Here is a 13,095-nt window from a genome sequence, read left to right on the forward strand (position 1 = left end):
TGTCGGATGCTGGCCCGCAGAGCATTTGCTATAGTAAGGCACTTTTTTTAACTCCATCACGGATGCCGTTGTTCTGACCATGAAGACCTCTTTCACCGCTCGTTTACTCATCACGGCGCTCTCCGTTGCAGCGCTCTCCTCCGCTGCCCGCGCCGATGACCTGAATATCAAAACGATGATCCCAGGCGCCCCGCAGATTGACGCCGAATCCTGGGTGCTTATTGATTACAACTCCGGCAAAGTGCTGGCGGAAAATAACGCCGACTCCCGTCGCGACCCGGCCAGTCTGACCAAAATGATGACCAGCTATGTCATCGGTCAGGCGATGAAAGCGGGTAAATTCAAAGAGTCCGATCTGGTCACTGTCGGCAACGATGCCTGGGCCACCGGCAACCCGGTTTTCAAAGGCTCTTCTCTGATGTTCCTCAAGCCGGGGATGCAGGTTCCGGTTTCGCAGCTGATCCGGGGTATCAACCTGCAGTCGGGTAACGATGCCTGCGTGGCCATGGCCGACTATGTTGCCGGTAGCCAGGACGCCTTCGTCAGCCTGATGAACAACTATGTTAACGCCCTGGGCCTGAAAAACACCCATTTCCAGACCGTTCACGGCCTCGATGCTGACGGACAGTACAGTTCCGCGCGCGACATGGCGCTGATTGGCCAGGCGCTGATCCGCGATGTGCCGAACGAGTACTCTATCTATCGTGAGAAAGAGTTCACTTTCAACGGCATCCGCCAGCTGAACCGTAACGGCCTGCTGTGGGATAACAGCCTGAACGTCGACGGCATCAAAACGGGTCATACCGACAAAGCGGGCTACAACCTCGTCGCCTCTGCCACCGAAGGCCAGATGCGTCTTATCTCGGCGGTGATGGGCGGACGTACTTTCAAAGGTCGTGAGTCGGAAAGCAAAAAACTGCTGACCTGGGGCTTCCGCTTCTTTGAAACCGTCAACCCGATCAAAGCCGGCAAAGAGTTTGCTTCCGAACCGGCCTGGTTCGGTGACAGCGATCGCGCCTCGCTGGGGGTGGATAAAGATGTCTACCTGACCATCCCGCGTGGCCGGATGAAAGATCTGAAAGCCAGCTATGTGCTGAATAACACTGAACTGCACGCCCCGCTGCAGAAAAACCAGGTGGTCGGCACCATCAACTTCCAGTTGGATGGTAAAACTATCGATCAGCGCCCGCTGGTGGTGCTGCAGGAAATCCCGGAAGGGAATTTCTTTGGCAAAATTATTGATTACATTAAGTTAATGTTCCACCACTGGTTTGGTTAAAAATTGAACACTTGAAAGTGTGATTTCCATCCCCATATACTATTTATCCAAGTAACCTGATAACTCCCGCCCTTGGTGGGAGTTATTATTTTGTCGTAACACCGGAGCTGACATGAAAACCAAACTTAACGAACTGCTGGAATTCCCTACCCCCTTTACTTACAAAGTAATGGGACAGGCGTTGCCGGAGCTGGTTGATCAGGTGGTGGAAGTGGTACAGCGCCATGCGCCTGGTGATTACTCGCCGTCAGTAAAACCGAGCAGCAAAGGTAACTACCACTCGGTCTCCATCACCATCAACGCCACCCACATTGAGCAGGTGGAAACGCTGTACGAAGAGTTAGGCAATATCGATATCGTACGGATGGTGCTGTAACCTTTTCCCCGACCCGGCCGCCGTGCCGGGTCCTTTCATCCCCTTCCGCCCTGCTGTGATATACTCCCCGCCCTGAGTCCTCTCTTCCCGGCGGAGATGTTGTTTTGCAGCACAATAAAATTCTTATCCGGCAGCTTGGCCTGCAACCATACGAACCCATCTCGCAGGCGATGCATGAATTCACCGACGCCCGCGATGAAGACACCCTCGACGAGATCTGGCTGGTGGAACATCACCCGGTCTTCACTCAGGGCCAGGCAGGCAAAGCGGAACACGTGCTGGTGCCCGGCGATATTCCGGTGATCCAGAGCGATCGCGGCGGCCAGGTGACCTATCACGGTCCAGGACAGCAGGTAATGTATGTTCTGTTGAACCTTAAACGCCGCAAGCTGGGTGTGCGCGAGCTGGTGACGCTGCTGGAGCAAACGGTCGTTAATACCCTGGCCGAGTATGGCATCGAATCGCATCCCCGCGCCGATGCCCCAGGGGTCTACGTCGGCGATCGCAAAATCTGCTCACTGGGACTGCGGATCCGCAAAGGGTGCTCTTTCCACGGTCTGGCGCTCAATATCGCGATGGATCTCGCGCCATTTCTGCGCATCAATCCCTGCGGCTATGCCGGCATGGAGATGACGCAAATGCGCCAGTGGCAGCCAGAGGTGACTCCAGAGACGGTCGCCCCGCGGCTGGTCGCCAATCTGCTGGCGCTGCTGAACCATCCCCCGCACGAATATCTCCCCCAGCAGTAAACGGTAGATCAGCGCCCCGCAGGCAGCGGGGCGCTAAACGATTAACACATTATTTTTGCAATCAATTGTCACGTACGGGAGGCGGTGGGCCGCTATACTTGCCCTATCATTCCCAACCGGACTCATCGCGTGCCAGAGAATACGTCTCCGTCAGAATCCCCTGAACGACAGGATGAACGTTATGACCGCCAGATGTTTCGCATCCTGCGCAATATTGACCTCAACCTGTTAACCATCTTCGAAGCCGTTTACGTCCATAAAGGCATCGTCAACGCCGCTAAGATACTGAATATCACGCCATCGGCTATTAGCCAGTCGATTAACAAACTGCGGGCGCTTTTTCCTGACCCGCTGTTTATCCGCAAGGGGCAAGGTGTGATGCCCACCGCGTATGCTACCCATCTTCATCAGTACATCAGCCGGGGTATGGAGGCTTTCCTCAGTGCGCTGGATATCGCCGGTAGCCCCCACCAGCAGCGGGTGATCACTATCGCCACCACGCCAGGCATGGGGGCGCTACTGATACCCATCGTGGCCAGTGCGCTAAAACCGGCCTTTCCGCAGATCCTGTTGCACAACATCGCCATCACCGACGCCGCGCGGCAGCTCGACCAGCGCCAGGTGGATCTGTTAATTGACACTCATCTGCACAGCGGCCAGGCGATAAGCCATCATGTGCTGTACCAGGATCGGGTACGGATGTACTGCCGTGCTGAGCACCCTGCGCTGCACGGCCCACAGGATGAAGCCCATCTCGCTCAGTATGAATTTGCGCTGCTGCTTCCGGAAGGCCAGCGCTACCCCACCCTTCACCGCCGCCTGCAGGAAGAGATGGGCGAACGACGCTGCGGATTCAGCACCTTTAACCTGCTGACCCAGGCAGCCATGATCGCCGAGAGCGACATGCTGGGGCTGACCACCGAGCGCCTGTTCGCCATGGTATCCCGGCTCTGGCCACTGCAAACCCTGGATTTTCACTCCCTGCAGGACGAAAAAATTAATGTTGCGCTGCACTACAATAAGCAAAGCGGGAAGGAGCCATTGCTGAAAGAAATTATCGAGACGGTAATCCAGGCGTTTAAGGCGTAGCGCACGGAAAGGAAAAGGATAAAACAACAACTATTTTACAATTTGCGAGGCAGGCAGGCTGCTTTCTGCCCCTTTTCAATGGTATACTGCCTGCTCTTGATTCAAAAATAGTTGATAATTGCAACATTTCATTGAATTAATTCGCTTTCCTTCGTGACTCGCAACTGGAACACGCACGCTATGAGTAAACCCATTGTGATGGAACGCGGTGTTAAGTACCGCGACGCCGATAAAATGGCCCTTATCCCGGTGAAAAACGTGGCAACTGAGCGTGAAGCTCTGCTCAGAAAACCGGAATGGATGAAAATCAAACTTCCGGCAGATTCGTCCCGTATCCAGGGTATCAAAGCAGCGATGCGTAAGAACGGCCTGCACTCCGTGTGTGAAGAAGCCTCCTGCCCGAACCTTGCAGAATGCTTCAACCACGGTACCGCGACCTTTATGATCCTCGGCGCGATCTGTACCCGTCGCTGCCCGTTCTGCGATGTCGCGCACGGGCGCCCGGTTGCACCAGATGCGAACGAACCACAGAAGCTGGCGCAAACCATCGCTGATATGGGTCTGCGCTACGTCGTGGTCACTTCAGTGGACCGTGACGACCTGCGTGATGGCGGCGCACAGCATTTTGCCGACTGCATCAGCGCCATTCGCGAGAAAAACCCGTCGATTAAGATCGAAACGCTGGTTCCGGATTTCCGCGGCCGCATGGATCGCGCGCTTGATATTCTGACGGTAACCCCGCCGGATGTCTTCAACCATAACCTCGAAAACGTACCTCGTCTCTATCGTCAGGTGCGTCCGGGCGCGGATTACAACTGGTCGCTGAAGCTGCTGGAGCGTTTTAAAGAAGCGCATCCGGAGATCCCGACGAAATCTGGCCTGATGGTCGGTCTGGGCGAAACCAACGACGAGATCATTGAAGTGATGCGCGACCTGCGTCGCCATGGCGTCACCATGCTGACGTTAGGCCAGTATCTGCAGCCGAGCCGTCACCACCTGCCAGTACAGCGCTACGTCAGCCCGGAAGAGTTCGAAGAGATGAAAGCGGAAGCGATGGCGATGGGCTTCACCCACGCCGCCTGCGGTCCCTTCGTTCGCTCTTCCTATCATGCCGACCTGCAGGCTAAAGGAATGGAAGTGAAGTAATTGCCGCTTCTGCCGCTGCGCGCCTTTTCGCCGCAGCGGCCCCTCTCCGCTTCCTCTGCTTCCTCTGCTTCCTCTGCTTCGCGTTTTCGTAACAGTTCGTTGCATCTTTTCTGCGCGGCATCGCCAAAAACGACAAAGGCCGCAACGATATTCGTCGCGGCCTCTTCGCCGTTCCGCCAGCATCCCTCCGGGGGGACGCATCGGATCAATTACTCTTTATGAGAGATCTTCTGCGCCGGCGCTTCTTCTTCCACGGTGGCTTTCTTCGCGCTATCGTCATCCTCGTTCATGGCCTTTTTAAAGCCCTTGATAGCCGAACCCAGGTCGCCGCCCAGCGTACGTAATTTCTTGGTACCAAACACTAAGATAATCAGTGCTGCGACTACCAGCAGTTTGGTAATACTAATCTCACCCATAGCTAACCTTCTTCTCTATACAAGCTGCGAATACGCCATCATACACGCATTTATCCGTCATATTGTAATCCACCTGTGCGTGGGCTGCGTGATTCGGCCCAGAGCCTTCCCCCTGAAGGAGTTAGCGCAGGGGTGTCCGTCCTGACGTGCACAGCGAATTATTAGGATAAACAATACGGGTATTTGACGCGCGGACACAATAGCAATCTGTAACAAGGTGAATCAAGCCCTGTTTAAAAAAACATCACAATAATTGCGGTGGCGCAAATCGTCGGTTCTGCAGTACCGGCAAACGCTCGCGAACCCGCGCAAGGTGCTCTGCGGAGACATCGGCAAAGATCAGCTGCGGTTCGCTCCCGGCCCCCGCCAGCGTCGTTCCCAGCGGGTCAACAATGCGGCTCTGACCAATATTCCGCGTCCCGCATTCGCCTGCCGCCACGATATAGCAGGTCGTATCGAGCGCGCGCGCCGCCAACAGCGTCGCCCAGTGGTGCTCTTTCTGTGGCCCTCTCACCCATGCGGTGGGCAGTACCAGCAGCTCAGCTCCGTTCAGCGCCAGCGATAGGGCCAGTTCCGGGAAGCGAAGATCGTAGCAGGTCATCAGGCCAACGCGTAACCCCGCCACTTCAATTACCGGCGGGATCTGCTGGCCAGGATCCACCCGCCGCGACTCCTGCATTGCGAAGGCGTCGTATAAATGCAGTTTGTGATAATGGGCTATTACTTCGCCATCCCGCAAGACCACCAGCGTATTGGTCGCACGGCCTTCTGCCGACGGCACATGCAGCGTCAGGACCGTGGTCAAACGGTTACGCCCGCTCTCAGCCAGCAGCAGCTGCAAAAACGCCCCATCCAGCGGCTGAGCCGATTTCACTGACATATCCGGGTCGTTGTCATCTCGCGCCAGTAACGCCTCTGGCAGCACCAGCAGCGCCGCCCCTTCACGCACAGCCTGTTGCATCATCGTCACACAGGTCTGCGCATTCGTCCGCCATACTGGCGTGACGGCAAATTGTCCTGCCGCTACCCGCATGTTTTTCTCCGGTCAGGTTATGAATAGCCAATCGCGCCCGTCGCGCGCTACACTTGAGGTTCTCTTATATCAAATAGCAGGAAACAACCGTGTTTCAACTTCTTTGCGCCGTTTTTATTGGCGGTGGCACCGGCAGCGTATTGCGCTGGTGGCTCGGCATGAAGCTCAACCCTGTGCATCATGCTATCCCGATTGGGACATTGACGGCCAACCTGGTAGGCGCCTTTGTGATTGGTGCCGGGCTGGCGTGGTTTAACCGTCTGACGGATATTGACCCGATGTGGAAGCTCCTGATCACCACTGGGTTCTGCGGCGGGTTGACCACCTTCTCCACCTTCTCGGCGGAAGTGGTCTTTCTCCTGCAGCAGGGGCGGGTGAGCTGGGCACTCCTCAACGTGATGGTGAATTTGCTGGGTTCGTTTGCCATGACGGCCGTCGCCTTCTGGCTTTTCTCGCAGGCCGCCAGCCGTTAACGATCTGAAAAACAGGCAAAAAAAAACCCGCGTTAAGCGGGTTTTTATATTCTACTGACGTGTTGGTTAGATAGCCATTACGTTTGCAGCAGAAGGGCCTTTGGCACCGTTAGTGATTTCGAACTCTACACGCTGACCTTCAGCCAGAGTTTTGAAACCGTTGGACTGGATTGCAGAGAAGTGTACGAATACATCTTTGCTGCCATCTTCCGGAGTAATGAAACCGAATCCTTTGGACTCATTAAACCACTTAACGTTACCTTTAATCTTAGACATCAAAATTACCTTTATATGAAAAATCGACACTAATGCTGTGTCGAGTATCAGTACACCAATTGTGGTACCTTTTGTCCAGTGCAACTTTGCTAAAAAGTGATAAAAGTCGCTATCTTTTTTAGTGGGTAACGCTTTAGTCCTTGTTTTTCCACAAGACACACCGCTTATCTCATTTATTGCTAAGACTTAGCGAATTAAAACTGTATACGAGCCCAGGCGAAGTAAACGTTACCGTTATTGTAGGTGCCGGGAATATAGGTCATCTGGAAAGTCGCCGGACCGTAACCTATTGACGCCAATGGTAAGATCACCGGAATGGGGATGTAGTCCCAGTTATCGCGCGCCGTCACGCCAAGGGTATAGCCGAGTCCAAGGTGGAAGTTCTGGTCGGTCAGCGGGCGCCAGGTTTTCTCCCAGCCGTAGCCGCCGATAGGCTCCCATTTATTGAAAGAATCTTTAAACGCCATCAGGTACAGACCGTGCCAGTTTCCTTTCTCATCCCAGCGCGAGACGCCAAAGCCCGCGCCCCAGGGGCGTTCGTTATATTTATCCGTCTTTTCCTTATCATAGGCAAACCGCGCGTGCCAGGTAATGGCTGGAACGTACAAGTCATAGTGCTCCGGCTCATTCCAGGTCTGCGCGACGTTATTACTTAAGGTATGGTAACCTTCGCTGAGGGTCGATGAAAACGACGCGCTGGCGTTTACGGATACCAACAACCATCCAAAAAAACCAAGAGAAAACAGAGAAAAACGACGTAACATCAACACTTTTCCATTACCACTTTCATTTAAAAGCCGCCTAAAATAGCAAAGATAGTCTCAATACAGGTTGAACGAAATAAGGCAAACTCCTGATTTTTGCCCGGTGACCATCAGAACCTTTTAACTATCCATCTGGTGATTATATCCAGGCGAGACGGGTGACGCGTAGTTCTTATCGCTTTATTGATTTGCATCAGCGAGTTTTGTCCGTTTTTTCGGCACATTCGCACATTAAAATTTGGCATGACGCTTTTTATCTACATATTCTTTGGGCTTAGGGGTAATAAATGCTGACGTTTGTTGAGATCCTGATCGGGATTGTGGTCATTGTGGGCGTCGCCCGCTATATCATTAAGGGCTACTCGGCCACCGGGGTGCTGTTCGTCGGGGGCTTAATCTTATTGATCGTCAGCGCCCTGCTGGGGCATAAAGTCTTGCCGGGCAATACCGACAGCACCGGTTATTCTGCCACCGATATTATTGAATACATTAAGATTCTACTCATGAGCCGCGGTGGCGATCTGGGTATGATGATTATGATGCTGTGCGGCTTCGCCACCTACATGACCCATATTGGCGCCAATGATATGGTGGTGAAATTAGCATCAAAGCCGCTGCGCTATATTAATTCGCCCTATCTGCTGATGATTGCCGCCTACTTTGTCGCCTGCCTGATGTCGCTGGCGGTCTCCTCTGCGACCGGCCTTGGCGTGCTGCTGATGGCGACGCTGTTCCCGGTGATGGTGAACGTCGGTATCAGTCGCGGGGCGGCGGCAGCCATCTGCGCTTCACCGGCGGCCATTATCCTCTCGCCTACCTCTGGCGATGTTGTACTGGCGGCTAAAGCCGCAGAAATGCCGCTGATCGACTTTGCCTTCAAGACCACGCTGCCCATCTCCATCGCGGCCATTATCTGCATGGCGATCGCCCATTTCTTCTGGCAGCGTTACCTGGATAAAAAAGAGAACATTTCCCACGAAATGCTGGATGTCAACGACATCACCACCACCGCCCCAGCGCTGTACGCCATTCTGCCGTTTACCCCGATCATCGGCGTGCTGATCTTTGATGGTAAATGGGGACCGGAACTGCACATTATCACCATCCTCGTCGGCTGCATGCTGCTGGCGGCGATCCTTGAGTTCCTGCGCGGGTTTAACACCAAAAACGTCTTCAGCGGGCTGGAAGTCGCCTACCGCGGGATGGCTGACGCCTTCGCCGGCGTAGTGATGCTGCTGGTCGCCGCCGGCGTCTTCGCCCAGGGACTAAGCACCATCGGCTTTATCAATGGGCTGATCTCCATCGCCACCTCCTTCGGCTCGGCCAGTATTATTCTGATGCTGGTGCTGGTGATCCTGACCATGCTGGCGGCAATGACCACCGGCTCCGGTAATGCCCCGTTCTACGCTTTTGTTGAGATGATCCCCAAGCTGGCGCACTCTTCCGGCATCAATCCGGCTTATCTGTCGATTCCGATGCTGCAGGCCTCTAACCTCGGCCGCACGATATCGCCGGTCTCCGGGGTGGTGGTCGCCGTTGCCGGGATGGCAAAAATTTCGCCGTTCGAAGTGGTCAAACGTACCTCCGTGCCGGTGATGGTTGGCCTGCTGGTGGTGATTATCGCCACTGAGATTCTGGTGCCCGGCAGCGCAGTCCACTAATGGTCTAACCACGCGAAAAGGCGCCAGCGGGCGCCTTTTTTATGCTTTAATAACTCCCCGTTATCTTTTGCCATCCACAATCAGGAATAAACATGTTCAGGAAGGATTTCGCCGCGCTTGCCCTTGTGCTCACCGCCACTCAGGCCGGCGCTGAACCGCTCACCGCGACGCGATACGCTGATTTTGACCGCTACGTTCTTGCCCTCTCCTGGCAAACCGGATTCTGTCAGAGCATGCTTGACCGCAACCGTAGCGAACCGGAAGAGTGTCGCCTGCAGCAGGACACCGCGAACAAAGCCGACTTTCTGACCGTGCACGGCCTGTGGCCCGGGCTGCCAAAGTCGATTGCCGCGCGCGGGGTGGATGAACGACGCTGGATGCGCTACGGCTGCGCCACGCGCCCGGTGCCCAACATGCCGGAAGTGAAAGCGAACCGCAAATGCCAGGCGGCGGAAACCGGGCTGTCGCTGGAGATGGCCAATAAACTCAATAACGTGATGCCGGGTTCGGGCGGCACCTCCTGCCTGGAGCGCTACGAATACGCCAAACATGGCGTCTGCTTCGGCTTTGATCCCGATAGCTATTTTGGCACCATGGTGCGCCTGAATGGGGAAATTAAGCATAGCCCGGTAGGCGATTTCCTCGCGAAGCATTATGGTCAAACCGTCAGCCGCGCCGACTTCGATGCCGCGGTGGCCCGCGCCTGGGGTCCGCAAAGCGTGAAGGCGTTTAAATTAACCTGTAACGGTAATCCAGCCTATCTGACCGAGATGCAAATCTCCCTCAACGCCGCCACCATCAACGCCCCGCTGGCCACGTCCGCCTTTCTGCCACAACCCCATCCGGGCAACTGTGGAACCCAGTTTATCCTGGACAAGGTCGGTCAGTAGCGCAAAGCGACGTGCTGAGCAGAAAACGCCGCCCGCCGGGGGGCGTTGCACGCTGAATGTGCGTTTCATCACTTCAAACTACCGGCAACTCTCAGTATGATGGTAGGACCTTAACCCTTGCCCTTTTCGGCGAGGGTTTTCTTTTACGGACAGGTTCCTGGATAACATGGAGTATGCAATGACCAGACCCGCAATCATCATTAACGAACTGGATGCCGAACGTATCGACAGGCTGCTGGAGCAGCCGGCTTTCGCCAACTTACCGGTTGCCGATGCCCTGAATGACGAGCTCGACCGCGCGCAAATGCTGGCGCCGGAAGCGATGCCGCATGACGTCGTCACCATGAACAGTAAGGTAAAATTCCGCGATTTAACCAGCGGCGAAGAGCGCGTGCGGACGCTGGTGTTTCCGTCTCAGGTGACTGACAGCGCCAGCCAGCTCTCCGTCCTCGCGCCGGTGGGCGCCGCGCTGCTGGGTCTGAAAGTCGGCAGCACCATTCACTGGGAGCTGCCGGGCGGTGCATCGACACACCTGGAAGTGCTGGAGCTCTTGTACCAGCCGGAAGCCGCTGGCGAATTCCACCGCTAATCCCTGCTGCCTGAGGCGTTTCGCGCTTTATTCAGAGGATGTCCATACATCCTCTTTCTGCTGTTCCTTCCTCGCTAACCTTTTTTTACGCTTTGCACCTGCCTGACTGACAGTTTTGCGACCTGAATGACACTATATCCGCATATAATATGTTGATATAGACGCAAATGAACAAGGAGGATTGCATATGTATAAGACTATCATTATGCCCGTTGATGTCTTTGAGATGGCGCTGAGCGATAAAGCCGTCCGGCATGCGGAGTTTCTGGCCCAGCAGGACGGGGTGATCCATCTGCTCCACGTATTACCCGGCTCTGCGAGCTTCACCATGAGCCGCTTTACCGCCGATCTGCGGCGGTTTGAAGAACACCTGCAGCATGAGGCGGAAACTCGTCTGCAGACGATGGTCAGCCATTTCAGCATTGACCCCTCACGTATCAAGCTGCATGTCCGTTTCGGCAGCGTGCGCGATATGGTCAACGAGCTGGCCAGCGAAATTAACGCCGATGTCGTGGTGATTGGCTCGCGCAACCCGTCCATCAGTACCCACCTGCTCGGATCCAATGCCTCAAGCGTGATCCGCCATGCCCATATCCCGGTGATGGTCGTCAGGTAAATATGACGAAATAGAAAAAAAGAGGCTACCCCAGGGTAGCCTCTTTGTTATGCAGGTTTATTGTCTGACTTGTTATGCGGTTTTCGTGCGGATCAGGTAGTCGAAGGCGCTCAGCGACGCTTTTGCCCCTTCCCCTGCCGCGATAATAATCTGCTTGTACGGCACGGTGGTGCAGTCGCCAGCGGCGAATACGCCTTTGACATTGGTTTCGCACTTCGCATCGATGATGATCTCACCCATGCGGTTGCGCTCAACGGCGCCTTCCAGCCAGGTGGTGTTAGGCAGCAGGCCAATCTGGACGAAGATCCCCGCCAGCGCGACATGATGCTCATCACCGCTCACCCGGTCACGATATTGCAGGCCGGTGACTTTGCTGCCATCGCCTTTCACTTCCGTGGTCTGCGCATTAAGAATGATGTCGACATTCTTCAGGCTGCGGACTTTATCCTGCAACACCTGGTCGGCTTTCATCTCTGGAGCAAACTCCAGCAGGGTCACATGCTCTACGACGCCCGCCAGGTCGATAGCGGCTTCTACCCCGGAGTTCCCGCCGCCAATTACCGCTACGCGTTTGCCCTTAAACAGCGGACCGTCGCAGTGCGGGCAGTAGGTCACGCCTTTGGTGCGATACTGATCTTCGCCCGGTACGTTCATATTGCGCCATTTCGCCCCGGTGGCAATGATGACGCTACGCGCCTTCAGCACCGCGCCAGAGGCGGTTTCAATCTGATGCAGGCCGCCCTCTGTCGCCGCTGGCGTCAGTTTGGTCGCGCTCTGGGAGTCGATCACATCGACGTTATAGTCGCTGACGTGCGCTTTCAGCGCGCCGGCCAGTTTCTGGCCTTCGGTTTTCGGCACCGAAATATAGTTTTCGATATCCACGGTATCCAGCACCTGACCGCCGAAGCGCTCGCCCATCAGGCCGGTACGAATACCTTTACGCGCAGAATATACCGCCGCGGCCGCACCGGACGGGCCGGAGCCGACAATCAGCACATCGTAAGCATCACGTTGGTTCAGCTCTTCCGCTGCGCGTTTTTCCGCACCGGTATCCACTTTGGCGACAATTTCCGTCAGCGTCATTCGCCCCTGACCAAACTCCTGACCATTCAGATACACCGCAGGAACGCCCATGACGTTGCGATCGGTAATTTCATTCTGGAAGGTCCCACCGTCAATCGCCGTGTGCTTGATGCGCGGGTTGAGCACCGACATCAGGTTCAGGGCCTGCACCACATCCGGGCAGTTATGACAGGAGAGTGAATAATAAGTCTCGAACTCGAAATCGCCATCAATATCGCGGATCTGCTCCAGCAGCGACTGGGCCTCTTTCGACGGATGACCGCCGGTCCACAGCAGCGCCAGCACCAGCGAGGTAAACTCGTGGCCCAGCGGAGAGCCTGCAAAGCGTGGGCCCTGGTCGGAACCTGGGTTAGTAATCAGGAATGATGGCTTACGTACCGCGAGCGTGTTGTCTTCTTTAAAGGTGACTTTGTCTGACAGTTCAGCGATTTCAGCCAACAGTTCCTTGATTTCTGCCGATTTAGCGCTGTCATCCAGCGTGGCAATCAGCTCAACAGGCTTGGTCAGCTTCTCAAGGTAGGCCTTGAGCTGGGTTTTCATGTTGGTGTCGAGCATTGTTATCTCCTGGGCTTAAAACATCATCATGCAAGCGGCCTCGTCCAGGCGGCCTGAATGCGCTTGCATCATGGTGTTGGAATAAAATGGGCGCCAAAGC

Annotated in this window: 15 protein-coding genes; 10 read left to right on the forward strand and 5 right to left on the reverse strand. The window is 55.2% G+C overall.

Annotated elements, in window-relative coordinates:
- Nucleotides 1-79 precede the first annotated feature (79 nt).
- The 5 genes from dacA to lipA all read left to right on the forward strand — a co-directional run bounded on the left by dacA (nt 80) and on the right by lipA (nt 4,639).
- A complete protein-coding gene (dacA, locus tag DTA24_RS20645) occupies nt 80-1,279 on the forward strand; it encodes a D-alanyl-D-alanine carboxypeptidase DacA (protein WP_008805633.1) in 1,200 nt (399 codons plus the stop codon).
- A gap of 112 nt (nt 1,280-1,391) precedes the next feature.
- Complete coding sequence (ybeD, locus tag DTA24_RS20650; RefSeq protein ID WP_002894474.1) at nt 1,392-1,655, forward strand: DUF493 family protein YbeD; 264 nt, start codon at nt 1,392-1,394, stop codon at nt 1,653-1,655.
- A gap of 104 nt (nt 1,656-1,759) precedes the next feature.
- On the forward strand, nt 1,760-2,404 hold the full coding sequence (gene lipB / locus DTA24_RS20655) for a lipoyl(octanoyl) transferase LipB (protein ID WP_012542459.1): 645 nt from the start codon (nt 1,760-1,762) through the stop codon (nt 2,402-2,404).
- A gap of 129 nt (nt 2,405-2,533) precedes the next feature.
- On the forward strand, nt 2,534-3,493 hold the full coding sequence (locus tag DTA24_RS20660) for a YbeF family transcriptional regulator (RefSeq protein WP_012968702.1): 960 nt from the start codon (nt 2,534-2,536) through the stop codon (nt 3,491-3,493).
- A 180-nt stretch (nt 3,494-3,673) separates the two neighbouring features.
- The gene (gene lipA, locus DTA24_RS20665) at nt 3,674-4,639 is read left to right on the forward strand and encodes a lipoyl synthase (protein ID WP_002894467.1); all 966 of its coding nucleotides are present in this window, start codon (nt 3,674-3,676) and stop codon (nt 4,637-4,639) included.
- Between the two features lie 209 nt (nt 4,640-4,848).
- Here lipA and tatE read toward each other — a convergent pair whose 3' ends face one another.
- Nucleotides 4,849-5,055, reverse strand: coding sequence for a twin-arginine translocase subunit TatE (gene tatE / locus DTA24_RS20670; RefSeq protein ID WP_008805630.1), 207 nt, complete (start codon nt 5,053-5,055; stop codon nt 4,849-4,851).
- A 244-nt stretch (nt 5,056-5,299) separates the two neighbouring features.
- On the reverse strand, nt 5,300-6,088 hold the full coding sequence (locus tag DTA24_RS20675; protein WP_012968703.1) for a deaminated glutathione amidase: 789 nt from the start codon (nt 6,086-6,088) through the stop codon (nt 5,300-5,302).
- Nucleotides 6,089-6,177: 89 nt separating this feature from the next.
- Here DTA24_RS20675 and crcB point away from each other — a divergent pair, with 89 nt between their 5' ends.
- A complete protein-coding gene (gene crcB, locus DTA24_RS20680; protein ID WP_008805628.1) occupies nt 6,178-6,561 on the forward strand; it encodes a fluoride efflux transporter CrcB in 384 nt (127 codons plus the stop codon).
- Between the two features lie 66 nt (nt 6,562-6,627).
- Here crcB and cspE read toward each other — a convergent pair whose 3' ends face one another.
- Nucleotides 6,628-6,837: a transcription antiterminator/RNA stability regulator CspE gene (gene cspE / locus DTA24_RS20685; RefSeq protein ID WP_012542460.1), complete on the reverse strand. Its 210-nt coding sequence runs from the start codon at nt 6,835-6,837 to the stop codon at nt 6,628-6,630.
- A gap of 194 nt (nt 6,838-7,031) precedes the next feature.
- Nucleotides 7,032-7,556, reverse strand: coding sequence for a lipid IV(A) palmitoyltransferase PagP (gene pagP / locus DTA24_RS20690; RefSeq protein WP_228300329.1), 525 nt, complete (start codon nt 7,554-7,556; stop codon nt 7,032-7,034).
- 332 nt (nt 7,557-7,888) lie between these two features.
- Here pagP and dcuC point away from each other — a divergent pair, with 332 nt between their 5' ends.
- The 4 genes from dcuC to uspG all read left to right on the forward strand — a co-directional run bounded on the left by dcuC (nt 7,889) and on the right by uspG (nt 11,357).
- On the forward strand, nt 7,889-9,262 hold the full coding sequence (gene dcuC, locus DTA24_RS20700) for an anaerobic C4-dicarboxylate transporter DcuC (RefSeq protein ID WP_008805625.1): 1,374 nt from the start codon (nt 7,889-7,891) through the stop codon (nt 9,260-9,262).
- A gap of 92 nt (nt 9,263-9,354) precedes the next feature.
- Nucleotides 9,355-10,152, forward strand: coding sequence for a ribonuclease I (gene rna / locus DTA24_RS20705; protein WP_008805624.1), 798 nt, complete (start codon nt 9,355-9,357; stop codon nt 10,150-10,152).
- A 178-nt stretch (nt 10,153-10,330) separates the two neighbouring features.
- Entirely contained in the window at nt 10,331-10,741 is a 411-nt protein-coding gene (rnk, locus tag DTA24_RS20710; protein ID WP_008805623.1) for a nucleoside diphosphate kinase regulator, read from the forward strand.
- A 187-nt stretch (nt 10,742-10,928) separates the two neighbouring features.
- Complete coding sequence (gene uspG / locus DTA24_RS20715; RefSeq protein WP_002894401.1) at nt 10,929-11,357, forward strand: universal stress protein UspG; 429 nt, start codon at nt 10,929-10,931, stop codon at nt 11,355-11,357.
- A 72-nt stretch (nt 11,358-11,429) separates the two neighbouring features.
- Here uspG and ahpF read toward each other — a convergent pair whose 3' ends face one another.
- Nucleotides 11,430-12,995, reverse strand: coding sequence for an alkyl hydroperoxide reductase subunit F (ahpF, locus tag DTA24_RS20720; RefSeq protein WP_008805622.1), 1,566 nt, complete (start codon nt 12,993-12,995; stop codon nt 11,430-11,432).
- Between the last annotated feature and the right edge of the window lie 100 nt (nt 12,996-13,095).

Source organism: Klebsiella sp. P1CD1 (assembly GCF_003790505.1).
In the GTDB taxonomy this organism is placed as follows: Bacteria; Pseudomonadota; Gammaproteobacteria; order Enterobacterales; family Enterobacteriaceae; genus Klebsiella; species Klebsiella variicola.